This is a genomic window from Gimesia aquarii (assembly GCF_007748195.1).
GTDB classification, from domain to species: domain Bacteria; phylum Planctomycetota; class Planctomycetia; order Planctomycetales; family Planctomycetaceae; genus Gimesia; species Gimesia aquarii.
This window is the reverse complement of sequence record NZ_CP037920.1, coordinates 651,101-670,852: the sequence shown is the minus strand read 5'-3', so window position 1 is coordinate 670,852 and position 19,752 is coordinate 651,101. Positions and strand designations below refer to the sequence as shown.

Annotated in this window: 20 protein-coding genes and 1 tRNA gene; 13 read left to right on the top strand and 8 right to left on the bottom strand. The window is 45.2% G+C overall.

The window, feature by feature from the left end; all coding sequences use genetic code 11:
* Positions 1–16: 16 nt before the first annotated feature.
* Positions 17–1,213 (bottom strand): FG-GAP repeat domain-containing protein, encoded by a 1,197-nt coding sequence (locus V144x_RS02815; protein WP_197998728.1) that lies wholly within the window; start codon positions 1,211–1,213, stop codon positions 17–19.
* 397 nt (positions 1,214–1,610) lie between these two features.
* Between V144x_RS02815 and V144x_RS02810 the strand changes: the two genes are divergently transcribed.
* A complete protein-coding gene (locus V144x_RS02810) occupies positions 1,611–2,045 on the top strand; it encodes a hypothetical protein (protein ID WP_144981074.1) in 435 nt (144 codons plus the stop codon).
* Positions 2,046–2,141: 96 nt separating this feature from the next.
* Entirely contained in the window at positions 2,142–3,230 is a 1,089-nt protein-coding gene (locus V144x_RS02805; RefSeq protein WP_144981071.1) for a hypothetical protein, read from the top strand.
* Positions 3,231–3,290: 60 nt separating this feature from the next.
* Here V144x_RS02805 and V144x_RS02800 read toward each other — a convergent pair whose 3' ends face one another.
* The 3 genes from V144x_RS02800 to V144x_RS02790 form a co-directional block, all read right to left on the bottom strand.
* Positions 3,291–3,650, bottom strand: coding sequence for a hypothetical protein (locus tag V144x_RS02800; protein ID WP_144981069.1), 360 nt, complete (start codon positions 3,648–3,650; stop codon positions 3,291–3,293).
* A gap of 12 nt (positions 3,651–3,662) precedes the next feature.
* The gene (locus V144x_RS02795; protein ID WP_144981066.1) at positions 3,663–4,568 is read right to left on the bottom strand and encodes a DUF58 domain-containing protein; all 906 of its coding nucleotides are present in this window, start codon (positions 4,566–4,568) and stop codon (positions 3,663–3,665) included.
* Between the two features lie 98 nt (positions 4,569–4,666).
* A complete protein-coding gene (locus V144x_RS02790) occupies positions 4,667–5,365 on the bottom strand; it encodes a 3-keto-disaccharide hydrolase (protein ID WP_232102692.1) in 699 nt (232 codons plus the stop codon).
* 281 nt (positions 5,366–5,646) lie between these two features.
* Here V144x_RS02790 and V144x_RS02785 point away from each other — a divergent pair, with 281 nt between their 5' ends.
* Both V144x_RS02785 and V144x_RS02780 read left to right on the top strand, forming a co-directional pair.
* Positions 5,647–7,122: a sulfatase family protein gene (locus V144x_RS02785; RefSeq protein ID WP_144981060.1), complete on the top strand. Its 1,476-nt coding sequence runs from the start codon at positions 5,647–5,649 to the stop codon at positions 7,120–7,122.
* 231 nt (positions 7,123–7,353) lie between these two features.
* A tRNA-Met gene (locus V144x_RS02780) sits at positions 7,354–7,427 on the top strand.
* Positions 7,428–7,527: 100 nt separating this feature from the next.
* Here V144x_RS02780 and V144x_RS02775 read toward each other — a convergent pair.
* Positions 7,528–8,367, bottom strand: a complete 840-nt coding sequence (locus tag V144x_RS02775) for an ankyrin repeat domain-containing protein (RefSeq protein ID WP_144981057.1) — start codon at positions 8,365–8,367, stop codon at positions 7,528–7,530.
* Positions 8,368–8,587: 220 nt separating this feature from the next.
* On the bottom strand, positions 8,588–9,580 hold the full coding sequence (locus tag V144x_RS02770; protein ID WP_144981054.1) for a beta-propeller domain-containing protein: 993 nt from the start codon (positions 9,578–9,580) through the stop codon (positions 8,588–8,590).
* Between the two features lie 427 nt (positions 9,581–10,007).
* On the opposite strand from V144x_RS02770, the gene V144x_RS02765 reads away from it, so the two are divergent.
* The 3 genes from V144x_RS02765 (at position 10,008) to V144x_RS02755 (ending at position 12,931) form a co-directional block, all read left to right on the top strand.
* Entirely contained in the window at positions 10,008–10,250 is a 243-nt protein-coding gene (locus V144x_RS02765) for a hypothetical protein (protein WP_144981051.1), read from the top strand.
* A gap of 102 nt (positions 10,251–10,352) precedes the next feature.
* Positions 10,353–11,153 (top strand): glycosyltransferase family 2 protein, encoded by an 801-nt coding sequence (locus V144x_RS02760; RefSeq protein WP_197998727.1) that lies wholly within the window; start codon positions 10,353–10,355, stop codon positions 11,151–11,153.
* 77 nt (positions 11,154–11,230) lie between these two features.
* Entirely contained in the window at positions 11,231–12,931 is a 1,701-nt protein-coding gene (locus V144x_RS02755; protein ID WP_144981048.1) for a hypothetical protein, read from the top strand.
* 26 nt (positions 12,932–12,957) lie between these two features.
* On the opposite strand, the gene V144x_RS02750 is transcribed toward V144x_RS02755, so the two are convergent.
* Positions 12,958–13,536, bottom strand: coding sequence for a sigma-70 family RNA polymerase sigma factor (locus tag V144x_RS02750; RefSeq protein ID WP_197998726.1), 579 nt, complete (start codon positions 13,534–13,536; stop codon positions 12,958–12,960).
* Between the two features lie 321 nt (positions 13,537–13,857).
* On the opposite strand from V144x_RS02750, the gene V144x_RS02745 reads away from it, so the two are divergent.
* From V144x_RS02745 to V144x_RS02730, 4 genes are all read left to right on the top strand, one after another.
* The gene (locus V144x_RS02745; RefSeq protein WP_197998725.1) at positions 13,858–14,736 is read left to right on the top strand and encodes a DUF547 domain-containing protein; all 879 of its coding nucleotides are present in this window, start codon (positions 13,858–13,860) and stop codon (positions 14,734–14,736) included.
* A gap of 79 nt (positions 14,737–14,815) precedes the next feature.
* Complete coding sequence (locus tag V144x_RS02740) at positions 14,816–15,073, top strand: anti-sigma factor family protein (protein ID WP_144981042.1); 258 nt, start codon at positions 14,816–14,818, stop codon at positions 15,071–15,073.
* An 80-nt stretch (positions 15,074–15,153) separates the two neighbouring features.
* Positions 15,154–15,726 (top strand): cytochrome P460 family protein, encoded by a 573-nt coding sequence (locus tag V144x_RS02735; protein WP_144981039.1) that lies wholly within the window; start codon positions 15,154–15,156, stop codon positions 15,724–15,726.
* Positions 15,727–15,943: 217 nt separating this feature from the next.
* A complete protein-coding gene (locus V144x_RS02730; RefSeq protein ID WP_144981036.1) occupies positions 15,944–16,693 on the top strand; it encodes a TerC family protein in 750 nt (249 codons plus the stop codon).
* A 13-nt stretch (positions 16,694–16,706) separates the two neighbouring features.
* Here V144x_RS02730 and V144x_RS02725 read toward each other — a convergent pair whose 3' ends face one another.
* Positions 16,707–17,882 (bottom strand): AraC family transcriptional regulator, encoded by a 1,176-nt coding sequence (locus V144x_RS02725; RefSeq protein WP_197993178.1) that lies wholly within the window; start codon positions 17,880–17,882, stop codon positions 16,707–16,709.
* Positions 17,883–18,215: 333 nt separating this feature from the next.
* Between V144x_RS02725 and V144x_RS02720 the strand changes: the two genes are divergently transcribed.
* The gene (locus V144x_RS02720) at positions 18,216–19,226 is read left to right on the top strand and encodes a DUF1559 domain-containing protein (RefSeq protein ID WP_144981030.1); all 1,011 of its coding nucleotides are present in this window, start codon (positions 18,216–18,218) and stop codon (positions 19,224–19,226) included.
* A gap of 101 nt (positions 19,227–19,327) precedes the next feature.
* Positions 19,328–19,735, top strand: coding sequence for a carboxypeptidase-like regulatory domain-containing protein (locus tag V144x_RS02715; protein ID WP_144981027.1), 408 nt, complete (start codon positions 19,328–19,330; stop codon positions 19,733–19,735).
* The last annotated feature ends 17 nt before the right edge of the window (positions 19,736–19,752 follow it).

Sequence of the window (19,752 nt, the reverse complement as noted above, 5' to 3'; positions counted from 1 at the left end):
CAAATCAGAATTTCATTTATTTGGTGGGATTCTCATACCAGAATACTCCCAGGCCTTTTTTCTGATCCCGTTCCTCACAGGAAATCACATCCAAATCACCATCTGCATCGAGATCAAGTAATTCAATTCGATCATATTTGATGCCTCGCGGCCCACTGATTTCGTGAGTCGTCCATTTAAGACCCGTACCACTTTTAGAATAACTCATCCAGAACATGCCGGATTTTGGTGGATCCGCTTTTCCACAACTGATGACGACATCTGGCTGTCCATCAAGATTGATATCACCTACTGTAACGGCTTTTCCATGCCCTGTATTTATGGGAAAAGGAAAGGCTATTTTTTCCCACTTGCGACCACTCTGATCCAGCCGACGAAACCAAAGTAATTCATCGGGAATACGTGTCACTACCAGAATATCCTTCCACCCATCTTGATCAAGATCAGCAACGTGAGCGAACATCACTTCCCGATCTTTACCACCCACCCAATGATTCTTCCATTTGGAAGATTTTGATACATTCAGAACTCCGGGATTCTCCAGCCAGCGACAGCCTCTCATCTTTCCTTTTCGATCAGTTGTTAAAAGATCTACATCACCATCGCCATCCATGTCGAGTACAATGACTGACATAATCCACCCCGCAGGTGATAATGGTCTCCACTGATAACCCGAGAGATCGCGCGGATTTTTGCCTGCCTGATACCAACCAATTTGTGCCCCCTTCCCTTTACCAGCGGCAACCAATTCTAACCCCGGCTTATTATCAATTTGTGCAGAGGTCGCAAACATCCACATCATTTTTTTTCTTGAAGCAGGTAATACTTCTTGCTGCCATGGTTTTTTAAATGGTTGATTATTCGAGGCCCAGTGCACAAAAATTGTCTGACTTTTGCCCTCACAGCAGCTAATGACTTCTTGTCGGCCATCATGATCCAGGTCAATCCAGGCAGCATCTTCAACCTGAGGAGTTTTTCCCACAGTAATTTTAGGCCAGAGCTCTTTCACTTTCGCCGGGCCTGGGTTGCGATAAATTCGGGTCAGGTTTCCTTCTTCCCAACCGGTGGCGATATCTGGCAAACCATCCTGGTCTGCATCCGTCAGTTTGACTCCATCTGCGCCTCGGGAAGACTGATCAATCGCATGATAAACCCACGGCTTTCCTCTCAGCGGATCGTCTGCGAATACATTTTCTGCAAGAGAAGAAATCAAAATGAAAAATATCCCGCTCAGATGTTTGATTTCACAGCACATTGACGGAACCTTTCTTATATTTCGGAGTGGTAATCAACTCTTCTCTAATATCCAGCGTCTGGATCGAAACCACAATAGTAGTTCGTATCACAAGTAATTTTTGTAAAAATAAGCACGAATTAACAACAATATAAATCCCTATGAAATAAAGGACTTCGAGATTTTCCTGGCAAAAGAAAGCGGTAAATCCCGTAAGTCTTCGATAACCCCGTCATTCAGAATAATCGATAAAGTTTCTCTCGTAAGATTGCCGATCATCCTTAGGTACAGGCGATTGTACAATCTGTGATGCATGCCATCATAGAAACTACTGTGACAAAGGAATGTCACATTCAAAAGGGGGAGGAATCTGCGGATGCGCGCAGCTTTTGTGTGTATAGTCTTGACTCAGCTTATAATAGTAGGCTCAGGCTGCCAGTGCTTTAAAGCCAGCAATCTCTATTATAACTTGATCGATGATGTGAGTGACACACAGATCTATGCAGACCGTTTCTATCGTCCTACGTGGGACCTCACGCGCATTGGTAAACCTGACTGGTGTTCTTCTCGGTTTAACCGTTGGTGGTGTAAGTGCTGTAGTGATTGCCGCCCACATTATATAAGCCCAGAACCAGTTACGGACTACAACAACTACCAATATAACGAGAGTGAAACTCCTGGTGAGTTAACCCCTCTCCCTGATTCTTCAATGTATGTGCCACCTGATCCATCTCCAGGTGAAACTCCAACAGAGCCGGTTCCTGAGGCGGGCCCCCATTTAGTCCCCTCAACCAGTGAGCCGTCGAGTTAGAAAATTACCCGTTCAGAACAGGCGCATGACCTAAGCAACATCTGTTGATAGTGGAAAGAAACAGGTTTAAATATGTTTAAAATGGAGATGACACAAGTGGTTCAGCGACTGACGATCCTGCTCATTAGTGTGATAAGTTCCATCCCTGTCTCAATCGCATCAGCACAAGAATTGAATTCAAAAGACCGCGACGGCCAGAGCCCGGCCCTGACGAAGTCGGCTGCCAGTCAGTATCTTTTAAAAGACACTGACCGGCAGCTGACAAAATTTCAACAGGAACAAAAACCAGCCCATCCGAGTAACAATGTTCCGAATGAAGAAGATCTTATTTCCTTGCTTAGTAAAGGCTCTTCCACTCGTTTTGCGAGAAGATCAGCCCGTTCACAGCTTCCATTGGATAAGCTCACGCCTGCCAATCGAATCAATGCCGAGTATGTTCTCAAAGACATCAGCATGTTTCGCATTCTGCCAAAAATTCAATTTGATGTGAATCATTCAGCATATTCCTTCTTCATTGCTCATCCTGATGTGGTTGTGAGTATTTGGAGAGATATGAAAATATCCGATTTTCAAATGTGGCAAACAGGTCCCACATCCTACGAAATTGACGCAGGTGATGGAACGATCGGAACTTTGGAAGTCATACATCAAACCCCTACCGAAACAATGGTGCTTTGCTCCGGTGTCTACAAGAGCCCGCTGTTAGCAAAACCGATTGCCGCCAAAGCACTGCTTTATTTGGAAACTGAGTATCAACCTGGTAACGGTAAAACCAAAACTTCAGTTTCGCATCAAGCCTCAATGTATGTTTCATTTCCTTCGCAGACGGTAGAAGTGGCGGCGAAGATTCTGGCCCCCGTCAGCAATGTGATTCTTGACCGAAATTTTAAAGAAATTTCAATCTTTATGCACATGATGTCGCTCGCAATGGAACGACAACCCGGCTGGGTAGAACGAGTGGCAAACCGGCTCGAAGGAGTTCTTCCCGTTCGACGTCCCCAATTACTCAAGGTGGCAGCCCGTGTCTATATTGATGGGCAGCAACGTCGAAAACCGACCAACACCAATCCACTTCAATCACCCCAGCCCATCAACGTACTTTCACGAAGTAATGCGAAAGCTCCACGTAAACTACCAGGCAACCTTCGTGTTCAACCTGTGAATCGTGCTCAAAGCCCGATGTAGGCACACCACTTTCGTCTCTTAAGACAACTAGAGTAACACATGCTTTCTCTGATCCTTTGACTATCTTCTTGGTGCGCGTTTCTTATTACGAGGTCGCAACACAAAGCCAATGATGCTTAACACAACGATCAAGGGAACGGCTATTTTAGGTCTGAGGGCAACTCCCACAATTGCCAGAATCAGCCCCACAAAAAACCAGGGAGACACGTTCGCCCAGGCAGCATCACGTTTTTTGGATGGTAACGCGAGCCAAAACGCAAACATGAGTAACCCTACACGCATAAAGGCGCCAGTAGCTGCCTCTTTCTGAGCAAACTGTTCAACAGTGACCTGCCACTCCAAAATACCAGCCACAATCAAGCAAATGGCCGCAATCACTCCAACCAAAAGTCGATTAATGGGAATTTTTTCACCTGACATGACTTTAAGCAATCACTTTCTTCCAGGTCGGGTTCGTTGATTGAGAAAGGCACCTAATGCCAAGTGATAAGGGTCAGTCGTTCGAAATTTGAGGTAATCTACATTCACAGATCCGCATTGTCGTGACAAAGTCTCGCAAAACTCCTGATACTGTTCTAGATAACGTGCACGTAACTGGTGAGGATCTACCAATTGACGATGACCTGCTTGTTCTAAACTACGAAATTGCGTCGGTTTACTAAAGGGAAAATCTTCTTCTTCTGGTGCTACAACTTGAAATAAGAGCACTTCATGACGAGCATGTCGCAATTGCTTCAAAGTGGTTGTGAGTGCTTCAGGCTCGTCAAAACAATCGGAAATCAAAACCACTAAACTTCTGCGTTTGATTAATGGAAGAACCTGATTTAAAGCAGCTGAAATCCCAGTTTCTTTACCAGGCTGTGACTGCTCCAGGATTTCCAGCATTTGGCCAAAGTTTTTGGGGTTCGCTGACGGCTCAATGAAATCACGTTGCTCAGTATCAAACGTAATTAAGCCAGTGGCATCCCGCTGACTTAGTAATAAATATCCAAAGGCTGCCGCGAGTTGGCGCGCATATTCAAATTTACTTAAAGTCTTACCTGAATAGGCCATACTCCCTGAACAATCGAGTAATAAATAGCATCGCAAATTTGTCTCATCTTCGAACTCTTTAACGTAATATTTTCCCGTTTTTCCGTATGCGCGCCAGTCGATATGTCTAATTTCGTCGCCAGGGTAATACTGACGATGTTCCACAAATTCCACGCTCGCCCCTTTAAAAGGGCTTTTGTGCTGCCCCATCATGAAACCTTCTACAACCAGCCGCGTGACGACATCCAATTTGCCAAATCGTGCCAGCGCTGTCGGGTCAGAAAGAGGAGCATTTTTTGATAGCATCTCGTTGTGTTTCACTAAAAAATTTGTGATTACAAAAGTGAAAGCGCAGAGAGTGATCTCTCTACGCTTTCATTTCAGTTGACTTAATCTGATTTTAACTAATCGAGTTCCTTAATAAACACGTTTCGGAAATAGAGTGTATTACCATGATTTTGTAATTCAATCTGTCCTGCTTCGTAAATGGGTTTATCGCGTTCCCAATAATTTTCCAAAACTGTGTCCGTAACCAACTTACCATTTAATTTGACAGTCACTTTGTCACCAACCATTTTAATGTAGAACGTATTCCATTCTCCCACTGGATTATCAGCAGTCACTAAAGGTTTACTGGGATTTTTTTTATTGTTGTATAGCCCGCCTGAACCAACACCTTTAGCAGCTTTCGTTGCAGGGTCCCATATCTGAACCTGGGGTGAACCGCGTAGATAAATTCCACTGTCCCCATCTTTTTTGATTTTCCAGTCTACCAGCATTTCAAAGTTTTTGTAGTCTTTATCAGTACACAGGCTCTGACCTTTTCCGTCAAAGACAAGCACGCCATCAACCACTTTCCAATGTTCCCGCATGCTTTGATCCGCCTTCTTTTGTGCCTCAGCTAACTCTTCAGGACTCATTTTAGCACGTGTCTTGGGGTTGCCCACCAAACCCTTCCACCCAGATAAGTCCTTACCATTAAATAACGCTTTATACCCTTTGGGAGGCACATTCAGCTTTTGTTCACCGGCTACCGCCAAATTGAGAGCTGAAATTGTCATAATCATAGTCAATAGCGTTGTCACTCGTTTCAAAGTTGTCATAGTCATCGCCTTTATTCAAGATTAGTATAGTTATTTTCCTGCATAGCAATTTCCTGGCTCAAATAGGAAACGTATTTCCTATCGGAGGTTACTTAATTATCGAAAGGAATTCTCTCCACATCAAGCCAGTCCTCATTGATTTCGAACCTTTCGGTTAAACTCTCCCGCTTTCTCAGTTGCCGATTTGCGATTGCTCTTCGAGGAGATTAGAATAAATTCTAAACCACACATTTGATGATTCCTACGATTCCCACCTTAAGTCCTAATGAGAAAGCCACACCATGAGACAATATCTCTACGGAATGCTTTGTGTCCTTTTGCTATTCTGCTCTGCGAAACAATTATCTGCTGCTTCCAAGCAGAAAAATGTCCTGGTGATCGTTGTCGATGATCAGGGCTTTCAAGCCGGTTGCTATGGAAACAAAGTCATCAAAACACCGGGCATCGATATGCTGGCCGCATCGGGAACTCGGTTTACCCGCGCCCATTGTACAACTGCCAGCTGCTCCGCCAGTCGTTCGGTGATCATGACAGGTTTATATAATCACGCCACCGGACACTACGGTCATGCCCATGGTTATAATCACTTCAGTACTTATGCCACCGTCAAATCACTGCCAATCCTACTTGAGGAAGCTGGTTACCGAACATGCTCCATTGGAAAATATCACCTGGCTCCAAAATACGTTTATGAATTTCAGGAATACCGTAATAAAGGTGTGCAGGGCAATCGTAACTCGGCAGTCATGGCGGCCAATGCAAAAGAGTGGATCATGGAAAAAGACGACCGACCGTTCTTTCTCTATTATTGTAGTAGCGATCCCCATCGTGGAGGAGGCCCGGATGGTTATTCCAATTTCAATAATGACCCCGATCATTACCCAGGCGTGACTCCCATAAAATACAAACCGGAACAAATTCAAGTGCCACCCTGGCTACCCAACCATCAGGAAGTCAAAGAGGAACTGGCTGAATACTATCAAGCGATTTCTCGACTCGATCAGGGCGTGGTTTCTTTGATTAATACGTTAAAAGAAACGGGACACTGGGAGGACACACTTGTCATGTTCCTGAGCGATAATGGCCCACCGTTTCCTGGCGCAAAGACAAATCTTTATCAACCCGGGATGAATTTACCATTGATTGTCCGCGATCCCAGTCAGCCCAAGCAGGGAATTACAACTGATGCGAGGGTCTCCTGGGCCGACCTGACACCGACAATTCTGGATTATTGCAACGTGACACCGAAACCAGTTCCCCGACTTCGCACTGTTGAAAATAATGGCAAACGAGTTCAAGGAAAAGGAAAACCTGTTCCTTACCAGTTTCATGGACGCTCGTTTCTGAGTGCACTTGGAACAGAACACGCGCCTGACTTCGACGAAAATTATGCTTCACATACCTTTCATGAAATCACAATGTATTATCCGATGCGGGTGATCTTGAGTGGTAAATATAAATACATTTTCAACATTGCCCATGAGCTGCCTTACCCTTTTGCGTCCGATTTATATCGATCTCCTACCTGGCAGGGCGTTTTAAAACGGGGTGACAAAATGTTCGGTCAACGAACCGTTTACTCCTATATCCATCGTCCCAAACACGAACTTTATGATGTCGTCGCTGATCCCTTTGAATCAACCAATCTCGCCTTTGAGCCTGAACACCAGGAAAGGCTGATCCAAATGCAGGAAAAGCTTAAAACTTGGCAGAAAAAAACCAAAGACCCCTGGTTTCTAAAGTGGGAATATGAATGATTACTCCTAAGTTAGGGGCCGATTCTGCGTTCTTCCCATTGAATTCAGGGATTTTGCTGAAAGTTACTCGACGAAAGGGTCGATCCTCACTATAATTACGAGATATGGTAACGGTATGCCTTTACTATATTTAGGGCCGTTGAACGTTAAAGTAATGTCGGAAACGACTATATACTTACATCTTATTCTGCTCTTAATGATTTACTTATGTCCTGATGACAGGACCCATAGCGCGGGGTGGAGCAGCCCGGTAGCTCGCGAGGCTCATAACCTCGAGGTCGCAGGTTCGAATCCTGTCCCCGCCACTTATTAAAAACCTTGATGTAAGATGAATTACATCAAGGTTTTTCTTTTGCGCCAGATTCCATAAGAAGACAAATACGACTTCCTCTGAAACCCCCATAATTAGTTTTGTAAATCATAAAATCGATAATAAATGAAAGAATCATTGTGTGTCAGTAGAAAAATCGTCTTGTGCCCCTTTTGGAGCAAGTATCCAATGGCGGCTCTGTTCTTACTGATTCGAGCCGCCGCCAAGGGAGTGATGCCCTGTTTGTCAGCCAAATCAATGGGCACTCCAGCGTCCAAGAGAAGATCAATCACTTCGAGTTGTCCCATCATGGCGGCGATATGTAAGGCACTCCTCTCTCCACTCAAGGCTACCGGATCAGCTCCTTCCTGGAGCAATAATTGCGCTGTTGGCAAGTCACCAGACCAGGCAGCATAATACAGTGGGTAGTCACCATGTCCATTCGCCCTGTTCACATCAGCTCCCCATTCCAAAAGTAACCGCACCATCTCTTCATCACCATTTTCCGCAGCCATCGTCAATGAACTATGTCCGGGAATTTTCACTCCCATTCCCCAGAGTTGAAGCGTTTCTACATCCATGCCGGTTTGTAGTGCGAACCGTGCTGAAGCAATATCTCCCTTTCTTACCGCAAGCAGAAATGATCGCTCAGTCGGCCAAACATACCAGAGGCAGAGAATCAATAGTGTAAGAATATTCGTAATCACCGCCTTCACTGACAACCGGGAACACTGCGAGCGCCACATGGCAATTAAACCTAAAAACAAGCCAATAGGTATTAGTAATCCCGAAATTGCGATTGTCAGCCATTCGTTGAACCATGTTCTCCCGACGACGGTATGCACACTCATGGTGATGACAGTAATTCCAGTGGCGAAAAATGAAATAATACAGCAAGCTGTCGCTATTCGTTCAGGTCTGCTTTCTGATTTCATCTAATCAGCCTCTATAAATTGGAATCGGCAACCATTTAGATTGTGTAATCACATCCCTACGATTGGTTGTTACTTCCAATAAGGCGTCATTAACGTGTGAATATCACGCATTCCCCTGTCGAATTATCAAATAAAAAAATTTTTCACCAACAAAGAGACAGAAACGTTTATCGCCAATAGTCCCCCGAGTTCTCAAGATATAACAAGTAGAGCCCCGCCTTTATTTCCAAGTGTTTTCTTTGACCGGCTTGCCGTTCGTTGTCAAGATTTGAAAATGATGAAAGCCGGAATTCATGCCTGAGAAACGCCAGACGACTCTCTTGTCTCTTGTAACTTCAAATAGTTTTACCTGATTTCCCTTGGCCCGATAGCTGGAGATTACAGTATTGCCATTCGGTAATCTCTGGGCTCCACAGGCGTCGTTGAACAGTTTCTCTCCCAGATCTTGATTTGTTACACTCCAGACGATTTTACCTTCAGCATCTGTCTCGATGATACGATTCCCATTCGTGCAGGCAATCAGCGTGTTTCCATTTTTCAAACGGATCGCTGTAAAGGGCCAGTCTCGTTTATCACGACCTCGTTCGTCTGTCACGATGACTTGAATCACCTCACCGGTTTTCGGTTTGTATTCCTTGACTGCGAAGTCGAGTAAATGCGGCGCGATATAGTTTCCATTCGGAAGCATACGCAACATCCGGGTTTGCATATGTGCGTTTTTTCTTTGACATTGTAGGGGAGTCGTCTTGAGAACATCTCCCTTACGATTGATGACAACAGCGCGCGGCTCTGGACCCAACTCCGCAATAAGAAACGTGCCGTCTGGCAAGAGTTGTACCGTGCTCGTCTCTTTTTGGCGGCCCTTGTACTGAAAAACTATCTTCTTTGTTTTGCGATCGACTTCAACAACACCGCCGTTAGGAAATCCTTTTGTCCCGTAGAGTGCCAGCAATACATTGCCATTTGGTAAAACCCATCCGTCACTCGCGGGCATGTTGAATTTCCATTCTACTTTCCCGTCCTCACCAATAATGACTGCCTTATTGGCTTTACCCATACCAAGAAACGAGTGCTGGACTATAGCCTCATCGCCAGCGTAACCAGTTGATGACAATGCAAAACATGTTACAGACAAAAGAGTGAGCAGTAACAACAGACCTGAGAGAGACAAGTAGCTGGGATGATTAGATCGAGTGACGATTTTTTTTAGCATAAATTTCGAGCTCCGATTTATCAAAGGATAGTCGTAGTTGAAATCTTAGTCTAACCGGAAACCAGACTGTGGGCGATGTAACCCACCAATTTGGTCACCACAATCGCGATCATTTCATACCCAGTAGTTACCTCACTCCCGGTCCAAACTTGCCATCGAGCCTTGTCATTTCAGTTTTTCATGCCTTAAGAGTATTCAAACAAACAAGTTAACACTTCATATTCTATTTGAGTTGCCTCTGAATCATTTTCTACGGTGTTTAAGTTTTTCGCATTCAAGAGTCCGTTCTGTAATCAGATTCACAGACTCGATTTTGGAAGACATCGATAATGCCGCTCTCAGAATAGATAGTTGTGAAGTCCTCCCTGTTTTGAATTAGTCTGAAAGTCGGCAGGAAGTTCCGATTACAAAAAACAAGGATGTGATCATGAATCAAAAATGGTGGTATTATGGTTTGAGTATTTTGCTGATTATCGTAAGTTGCGTGGTGGGATGTGCGCATCCCTATGGTTCACCACCGGAGACCTATTCTGAACCATACGCTGATCCGGCGGCTGGAAGAATGATGATTAGTCCTGATTCAGGTGGCTCTGGTTCTTCTCATGAAGCTCCCTCTCACACGCCACAACCAGCTCCACGCTCAATGCCACAGGGATCAGGAGCGAGGTAATCACAAATCAATGACAAGACTTACAAGTATGTTTGAGATCTGATCTTGGCGAGATAGACTCAGCAAATACTTACTCGTAAGGCTAACGAACGGAGACTCAATGTGTTAAACAAAGAACTGTTTTCATACGGAGAGGCTGCTTTGGTCACTGATCATGCTGTATCGACTTTCGAAAAGCCTAATGAGACGAATATCACTGATCTATCAAAAGTTACGGTGATTATTCCCGCTCTGAATGAAGAGACGTCTTTGCCTTTGGTCCTGAGTGACCTACCCGCGGTTGGTGAGGTGATTGTCGTCGACAACGGATCGACAGACCAGACGGCAGAGATCGCCATCGCGCATGGCGCCACTGTCTTTAACGAACCGAAGCGTGGCTATGGTGCAGCCTGTTTACACGGTCTGCAAGCGCTGCGGCAGTTGATTGAGTCTGGTCAACAGGCTCCACAAGTCATCGTTTTCATTGACGCTGATTATAGTGATCATCCCAACCTGCTCCCCCTTCTCGTGACACCTATTCTGAATGACGAAGCCGATTTCGTGCTCGGTTCACGGTTACTTGGTGAAAGAGAGCCCGGAGCAATGCCACCACAAAGCGTCTATGGTAACCAATTGGCATGTTTTTTGATGCACACTCTTTTTGGGAGTGAATATACTGACCTCGGTCCGTTTCGTGCTATCAACTATCGTGCATTACTTGACCTTCAAATGATTGACGACAACTTTGGATGGACTGTCGAAATGCAAATTAAAGCGACTCGCGCGCATCTCAGAACACGCGAGATTCCAGTTCCCTATCGGCGTCGTATTGGAAACAGCAAGATTAGTGGCACACTTTCCGGTACCGTGAAAGCAGGATCAAAAATTCTCTACTTAATTGGAAAGTATGGGTTGAAGCATTGAGTGATGCCGACAGGCGACGAACGAGAGCCGTTAGGGAACGGCACAATCTGTTTATTCTGATCTTCTGTGGAATACTGTTGTGGTTAATTTACACACTCATCGTTTCGCTGAGTGCAAGATTCTCCTATCAGACCCCCGGCATCACAAGACCCATCATTGAAGTTTTCTCTTTGTTCGCTGCCGCATTTGCCATTTATCTCATTGCGTTACGTGTAGCAATTCAGGCGGGGCAGCATCGGCAGTTATTACCCGTGATTGGTCTGTTTGCATTTAGCATGCGACTACTACTGCTTTTTTCTGAACCAATTCAGGAAGTTGACATTTATCGCTATATGTGGGACGGCCAAGCAATGATGCACGGGGTGAGTCCGTTTCGATACAGTCCGCTACAAGTCCTCGAAAGTTCAAAAGATTTAACGGTTCCGTCCGATCTATCTAAACTTGCAACAGCCAAAAATTCATCACCGGCAATTGAGACAATCCTGAATCGGGTTCACTTTTCCGAGTTATCAACTGTTTACCCACCTGTCAGTCAAACTGTATTTGCACTTGCTGCTCTAACGACTCCCTCACATTCTGATCTTAGAACTCATCTGATTGTGATGAAGGCCTGGATTGTGCTGTTTGACATGGTCACAATCTGGGTGATAATCCTAATCCTTAGGTTCACCGCAAAACCAGTCGGCTGGTCGGTAGTCTATGCGTGGTGTCCACTGGTACTCAAAGAGTTCGCCAACAGCGGGCATCTGGATTCAATTGCTGTCTGCCTCACAACTCTCGCTGTCTACATGATGCTGCGTGCTTTTTATAGTTCTGTCGATCAGATGGCTGCCATCAAAAACTCGAAACAAACATCTTTGTTATGGGGTGTAGCTGCATCAATGTTTCTTGCCCTGGCTGTGGGAGCAAAACTATATCCTATCATTTTATCACCACTTTTGATTCTTGTATCCGTGCAGAAGCTGGGTTGGTCACGGGCAACAATGTTGGCATTCGTATTTCTTCTGGTCTCAGCAGGCGTATGCTGGCCGATGGTTTCACAGAGTGTTTCTGAATCGAGACTCGCAGCCGAGGCTGATCGTCGCCCTCTCGATTCACAATCTTCAATGCCACCAATTCCTAACACTGAGGAATCTATCAATTCCATCGATGGCAACGCGCCACAAGCGCACGGCGAAGGGCTCACGATGTTTCTGTCGCGCTGGAAAATGAACGACTTTCTTTTTTTACTCGTGAGCGAAAACCTGACTCCCCTGGCAAAGGTTCCCGCTTCTCAAAGACCATGGTTTATTATCACTTCAGAAAACTGGCGGCAGTCTATTGTAACCCAACTGGCAGCATTGACATCTCTCAGTCAGGAACAGGTTCCTTTTGCATTAGCACGTACATTTACCGCCTTTGCGTTTTTGGTACTTGCAAGTTACTTTTGTTGGCGCGCGATCCGAGCAAATGAAGTAACTCATTTTTTGGAAGCAATTTTTTTGACTCTTGCTTGGTTCTGGCTGTTACTCCCAACTCAAAATCCATGGTATTGGACCTGGGCAATTCCCTTTCTCCCCTATGCTCATAACCGGGCGTGGCTGGCACTGAGCGGATTGACTCTAATGTATTACCTGCGATTCTGGCTGGGATATCATTGGCCTGACCCACCAATGACTTTCACAAACTATTCAGGAGAACGTTTTTTTGACTTTGTCGTGACTTGGCTTGAGTTCGGACCCTGGTTTGTCTGGCTCGCAATGAGCTGGACAACGAAACGACGGTGGATTCATAAGTAGAAATTCTGAATCGCAATTAGAGAAGCTCAGGCCTTTTCATCTGCTTGCCAGTGGGAACTGACACAATGAGCAAGGTGTAAACGAGCTCTATGGAGCCGCACCCAGAGGTTTGACTGTGTGATGTTTAGCTCAGCACAGATCTCTTCGGTACTCATTCCTTCCATCACACTCAACACAAAGGCATCCGCCTGAGGTTCAGGTATGTGTGAAAGACATTCGCGTACTACCTGCCATAATTCCTCGCTCTCTAACTGTCGTCCTGGTTCGACTGCCCATCTCTTAGCTCCCTGACGCCAGAAACCCGACTCATCGAATAACTGATTTTCGAGTTCTGCTTCACCACCATGATCAGACACCTGCTTCAAGCGAGAACGGGAACGAATATAATCCACAATCTTGCGTTTGAGGATGCCTAGTAACCAGGCGCGTTGAGAACCTAAACCCTGAAACTGACTCTGATGTTTAATACCCGCAAGAAATGTTTCCTGCAAACTTTCCTCAGCTGCACTTACATCTCTTAAACGAGAGAATGCATACCGATAGAGGTAATCGCTGTAGGCATCGACCCACTCTGATGGATCGAGTTTCTGTTCGCAGTTTATCACCAATTCCTCCACACCAGTAAACACTCTCGAAATACGAAAACTGCACTCTAATTTTCATTTCTTGATGAGTCTGTGAATTCGATTACATTTTCCATCTAAATAGAGGCATTTCGTAAGATGTACCATAAGTCCATACTAATAAGCCGTTTGGACTGACAACCCGCTGCGAGAAACCTTTCATTTTCTAGAAATCTGGAAAAACAGTGTAAGTAATAATGAAAAGCTCCGTCACCTGAGGGTGCTGAAAAAGGACGAAACCATCGAGACAACACTCATTGTTTTGAGAAGGGAAACATTATGTTATGGACGAAAGGAAGAGTCTTGAAAACGTTCAGTAAAGAAATCATTGCTGTTCTGGTCATTACTGTCGCAATTGCTATCGTGATGATCGTCAACAGTGGAAATGTGGCGGCGGCCTCGAAAGTTTATGTTGGCCAGAACGTCTCCTCCAATGCTCAAGTTTCAATGGACCAAATCAATCATTCCAGTTGGGACATGCTGCTTAAGAAATATGTCGATCACAATGGCTATGTGAACTACAAAGCCTGGCATGCGTCGTCCGCAGATCAGAAAGCTTTGACGGCTTATCTTAATCAACTGTCGAAAGCAAACCCCAAGCAACCTGCCAGAAATAATGCAAAACTTGCCTTCTGGATTAACGCTTATAATGCTGTCACAGTACATGGAATCTTACGAGAGTATCCCACATCGAGTATCAGAAACCATACTGCAAAAGTCATCGGTTATAACATCTGGAAGGACCTTCAACTTGTAGTAGGCGGACAGGCAATCTCTCTTGAAGGAATCGAACACCAGATACTCCGCAAAATGAACGAACCGCGTATTCACTTTGCGATCGTTTGCGCGTCAATTGGTTGCCCTCGTTTGTTAAATCAAGCCTACACCGCCAGTGAAGTAGAGAAACAACTTGACGTTAATACAAAAGACTTTTTCAGTCGACCACAAAACTTTCGCTTTGATCAGCAAAACAAACGGTTCTACCTGTCTTCGATTTTAAGTTGGTTCGGAACAGACTTTGGTGCCAATCAAGCGGTTCAATTGAAAACAATCGCTCCCTGGCTACCCGATCAAACGGTGCAGAATGCTGCGAGGCAAAACTCCGTTCGTATTTCATTTCTGGACTACAACTGGAAGTTGAACGATCAAGCAAATCTAGGACGAGTTGCCGAACGTCGTTGAGTTAGACAAAGATTGAGAACATCGGAAGCTCGACAGAAAGAAATTAACATTTAATGGATCGCTATGGAGCGTCTACTCCATGTTGAACTGCAAACAGGTCACACAGTTAATCTCGAAGTCCTTCATACAGCGACTCTCGATCAGAGAGCGGTTGAGTCTCTGGATTCATGTGGGAATGTGTGGCACCTGCCGTTCGTTTCGTCGGCTACAGAATAAACTGCACAACACAATACGCGGCAAAATCACCGAGAGCGAAACCGACTCCGAGAATCAACTTTCAGAAACTGTGCGAGAGCGAATGAAGGCTGTTGTGAGGTCGCAATTGAAAGATGATTGAACAAACAATACCAAGACAAATTGATATGAAAAGTGAAATCATTACATCAGGACAGAGTCGTACTATACGAGGAATGAACAATGAAACGATTGAGTATTGCGGCTATCATGTGTTTCTCCCTTTTGGGAATCTGGCTGGCTCTGAAACCACCAGAAGCAGCCTCTGCTCAAAGTGGGTACCGCGGGGGAAGTAGTACCAGAGAGGGAAGCAACTCGCGGAGAGGGTTTCAGAAGACCCGTCCCTTCGAAGACCGATTCTGGAACTATCTGATATCACAAAAATATGAAAACTGGGCTCCCGTTCCTGGAAAAAGCGATGGATTTTCGAAAGGGGAAAGCCCCCATGGCGCTTTCTTAAAAATGTATCTCAACCGAACAGCAGCGGGAAATCCAAAGCAACTTCCGAATGGTTCAATCCTGGTCAAAGAGAACTATGGTCCAGACCAGAAGACATTAATGGCTGTAACCGTGATGTACCGCTCCAATGGGTACAACCCCAATGGAGGAGACTGGTACTGGGCGAAATATAATCCTGATGGAACGATCGCCCGAAAAGGAAGTGTCAAGCTTGCGGGAAAAGTTCAAGGTTGCATCGCTTGCCACGGCGAGAGCGCGGAGGGGAATGACTTTGCCTTCTTCAATGATGGAACATAAAAATAACAAAACAGGACGAACAACCTTTATTAGTTGCGATTGAGTAATGTGAGAATTTTTGTTTAGTTAAAACCCTGATGTAGTAAAATTCGCTACATCAGGGTTTTTCTTTTAATCCACGACGATTGATCCTCCGTTTGCCATTCCCTGTTCAGAGTCCAGTCGTTCTGTATAATCAGATACACTTGGAATTGTATCGTCCCTCATTGGAGAAAGCATGTTTGAATGGTTGGCCAGCCCTGAGGCTTGGATTGCGTTAGCGACATTAGCAACATTAGAAATCGTTCTGGGCATCGATAACATTATTTTCATTTCGATCCTCGTCGGTCGGCTCCCTGAAAAACAACGTGACCTCGCCAGAACATTGGGTATCAGTCTGGCAATGGTGGCACGACTGATCCTGCTGTTTTCTATTTCGTGGGTGATGGGGCTAACCGAACCCTGGTTTTCAGTTCTAGAACGTGAATTCTCCGGTCGCGATTTGATCTTGATAGGCGGGGGTTTATTCCTGTTAGCTAAAGCAACACATGAAATCCATAACAGTCTGGAAGGTGTTTCTCGTCACGAATCAAACTCACCTGTTGCAGCAAGTTTTGGAGGAGTTCTGGTTCAGATTGGAGCGCTGGATATCATCTTCTCACTCGATTCTGTGATTACTGCCGTCGGTTTATCAGACCATGTTTCGATCATGGCGATTGCCATCGTGCTCTCAGTCGTAGTGATGCTTGTGGCTGCAAAACCAATTGGAGATTTTGTCGATAAACACCCCACGATTAAAATCCTGGCGCTCTCGTTTCTCATCCTGGTCGGTGTGACACTCATGGTAGAAGGTTTTGATGTCCACGTGCCTAAGGGCTACATCTATTTCGCTATGGCCTTCTCTGTTACTGTCGAAATGCTCAACCTACGGATGCGCAAAAACCAAGCCGAGCCGATTCATCTTCACAAACAAATGGGTGAAGATTAAATTGAGCCTGTGATCAGTCTTGATTGTGCTTATCACGATAAGAATTCGGAGTCATTCCCGCTGTACGTCTAAAGAAGTCACTAAAACTGGCAGCATGGCTCATGCCAATGAGATGAGCTATTCGTTCCAGAGTGAAATCGGTTGTCTGCAGGAGTTCACAAGCACGGTTAAAGCGAACGCGACGGATCTCTTCAGTGACAGGGCTACCCGTCTGTTCTTTGAACTCAATTTGGAATGTGCGCAAGGGAATATGAACATGATCGGCAACATCAACGACACGAATTCCTTCGCAAGCATGTCGTCGAATGTACTCCTTGGCGCGGTCAATATCGGTCACAGGAGCCCGCCGCTGTCCAACCGTTGATTCGCGAACAGAAATCCGGTCGGCGGGAACCAGAACGGTTTTTCGTGCCAGACGCTTACCCTCAATCATCCGCATCAATAAACGTGTAGACTCATACCCAATCTGAAAGCTTGGAGGATGAACGCTGGTAATCGGAGTCGAAAAAAGGCGAGACGATTCCGAATCGTCCACTCCAATTAACGCAATATCTTCGGGAACTGAAAATCCGAGACTTTGAATCGCATTCAGAGTCGCAATCGCATAGTGGTCATTCAGAGTAACCACAACAGCTGGCTTTGGTAGCTTGGCCAGCATTTTCAGCAGATCAGGTTCCGGTTCAATCAATTCCGCTTCCTTCGTATGTGAAATAGGAAGATAGGCTTCCATTTCACAAGCCCTAAAAGAAAAACCCTGTTCCTTACAAAACTGGGCTAATGAGTTCTGTCGATGTAACGAGCCATCTGAATTCTGGTATCCCACAAATCCAACATGACTGCGTCCAATACTACGAATATGGTTACCAGCAATTTCAGCAATCGACTGGGAATCGGTAAAGACACTGAGTACCCCACTGGCAGCCAGATCACCACAAGCCATTACAATGGGAACTTTACCACGCTTGAGCCAGTCGACGAGATAATCGATTTTGCTCGAACTGGCAACGACTCCATCAACACGACCAAGCCAGGGGGGAGTCGCGTGTTCATAATCTTCAACATGGTCTGACTCGAAAAGATAATCACAAAGCCGTAAATCAGGGTGCTCGTCGGCGAACTGTAATACTCCTTTAATGACACGATGTGATCGTACGGAGGTACGCTCAAGAAAAAGTCCGATCGCGGTCATGTTGCACCTCATTTAATCAAACCTGCACAATGATTAGTCATTAAAACCAGTATATCGACTGTTGCGCAAAATCGTAATAACTGTTGCGCAAAATATTAAAAGAGTAAATACAATTACTTATAAACCCCTAAGTGTTTAATGGACAGAATGTTACGCCATACTCAAATAATCAGAAGGCAACAAGACGGCAGACAATCTACTACTGATCGCAATTAACGGACTTGTTCTTGCAATTAACCAATTCATAATCTGACTCGTGTTTTTTTTGAGTAGTTTTAACAATTTGAGATTTCTACTCACCTATCATCTTTTTCATTTCAGGAGGCCAGTTTCATGTTAAGTCCCCGACCAGGAAGATCACGCGGTTTCACGCTGATCGAGCTACTCGTTGTGATTGCAATTATTGCGGTTTTGATTGCCTTATTGTTACCTGCAGTACAGCAGGCACGCGAAGCGGCCCGCCGCTCGAGTTGTAAGAATAATCTGAAACAGATTGGGTTGGCGATCCACAATTACTATGACACACACCGGGTTTTCCCAGGTAACATTACCGAAACTGCAGGCGATCAGCGTAATACTTCATGGATTACCTTGATCCTCCCATTTATGGATCAGGCTGCCGCTTATAACCAAATGATATTCTCAGGAACTGACTGGTCGATGCAAAGTGGTGCCAATCTCAATTGGCAAGTCATGGAACAATTACGTGTGAGTATTCTCAATTGCCCTTCATCGCCTATGCCTAAAACACGATCACTGACAACAAACGGAGCAACTCAAGGAATTGGAGCACCAGCAGCATTTTCCGTTCAGACTGCAGACTATGCAGGTGTCTCTGGCGGATATCACCGACCGAATACTACAACTGTTCCACCTGGAGGAGTCTGGACGGGCTATGGGTGGGACCACAAAGTCGGAATTATTATCAATATGACATCCCAGACGGCAGCGATACGGATGGCGAATATTACAGACGGAACATCCAATACAATTATGGTAGGTGAGCACTCCAGCTACACAGTTCGAGACTCAGATAAAGCGAAAGTAGATGCACGTCCTTCCGCTTGGGCAGGTGGCCCCTGGGCGGCAGGCCCAGCAACTTATGCCTGGCTCGGATGGTCAGCAAACGTAACGATCCCCCGCTATGGAATTAACTATAATGGTCCAGGTTACGGTCATGAAATTCCTTATGGCGGACATAATGGTTTTCGTTCCGAGCATACAGGGGGAGCTCATATTCTACTTGGAGATGGCGCCGTTCGCTTTGTGAGTGACAGTCTCGATTTCAACACACTGCTTGCGTTGTCTCAAACTGAAGATGGTATTCCGCTGGGAGAATTTTAACTCTTACGATCGCCAGAGAACCAGATAGCGAACTCTCTGGCGATCTTTCAGTAAATTACTACACAAAATCAAATGATTCTGGAAACAGAAAGGATCATACAATGAGTCGTGTACAATCGATTGGCTTAATATTATTAGTCTTGAATCTAACTGGATGTGGTAATAGTGGTCCGGAGCTAGGAGTCGTAACAGGAGTTGTATTCGAAAACGGTTCTCCCATATCGGGTGCTATGATTGAATTCTTTCCTGAAGAAGGTATCACTTCAACTGGAATCACCGACGAAGAAGGTAAATATTCTCTTAAATACAATGACCGTGTCGGAGCCGTTGTAGGACGGCACTCGGTTCAGATTACGCCTGGGATGGCAGCAATCACAAACCCGGATTTAGAATCGAATCAAGAGGCTCCTCCGATGAAGTCTCCACCGAAGACCATTATTTTGCCAGAGAAAATTACAGTCGAATCTGGTAAAAATAATATTGATCTCAAACTGCCTGGAAAAAAATAAGCGTTGGCAAGTTATAT

Coding starts and splice junctions, on each gene's coding strand:
- V144x_RS02810 (WP_144981074.1), top strand. CDS start 1,611: ATGCGCGCAGCTTTTGTGTGTATAGTCTTGACTCAGCTTATAATAGTA.
- V144x_RS02800 (WP_144981069.1), bottom strand. CDS start 3,650: ATGTCAGGTGAAAAAATTCCCATTAATCGACTTTTGGTTGGAGTGATT.
- V144x_RS02795 (WP_144981066.1), bottom strand. CDS start 4,568: ATGCTATCAAAAAATGCTCCTCTTTCTGACCCGACAGCGCTGGCACGA.
- V144x_RS02790 (WP_232102692.1), bottom strand. CDS start 5,365: ATGACAACTTTGAAACGAGTGACAACGCTATTGACTATGATTATGACA.
- V144x_RS02785 (WP_144981060.1), top strand. CDS start 5,647: ATGAGACAATATCTCTACGGAATGCTTTGTGTCCTTTTGCTATTCTGC.
- V144x_RS02775 (WP_144981057.1), bottom strand. CDS start 8,367: ATGAAATCAGAAAGCAGACCTGAACGAATAGCGACAGCTTGCTGTATT.
- V144x_RS02770 (WP_144981054.1), bottom strand. CDS start 9,580: ATGCTAAAAAAAATCGTCACTCGATCTAATCATCCCAGCTACTTGTCT.
- V144x_RS02765 (WP_144981051.1), top strand. CDS start 10,008: ATGAATCAAAAATGGTGGTATTATGGTTTGAGTATTTTGCTGATTATC.
- V144x_RS02740 (WP_144981042.1), top strand. CDS start 14,816: ATGTTGAACTGCAAACAGGTCACACAGTTAATCTCGAAGTCCTTCATA.
- V144x_RS02735 (WP_144981039.1), top strand. CDS start 15,154: ATGAAACGATTGAGTATTGCGGCTATCATGTGTTTCTCCCTTTTGGGA.
- V144x_RS02730 (WP_144981036.1), top strand. CDS start 15,944: ATGTTTGAATGGTTGGCCAGCCCTGAGGCTTGGATTGCGTTAGCGACA.
- V144x_RS02725 (WP_197993178.1), bottom strand. CDS start 17,882: ATGACCGCGATCGGACTTTTTCTTGAGCGTACCTCCGTACGATCACAT.
- V144x_RS02720 (WP_144981030.1), top strand. CDS start 18,216: ATGTTAAGTCCCCGACCAGGAAGATCACGCGGTTTCACGCTGATCGAG.
- V144x_RS02715 (WP_144981027.1), top strand. CDS start 19,328: ATGAGTCGTGTACAATCGATTGGCTTAATATTATTAGTCTTGAATCTA.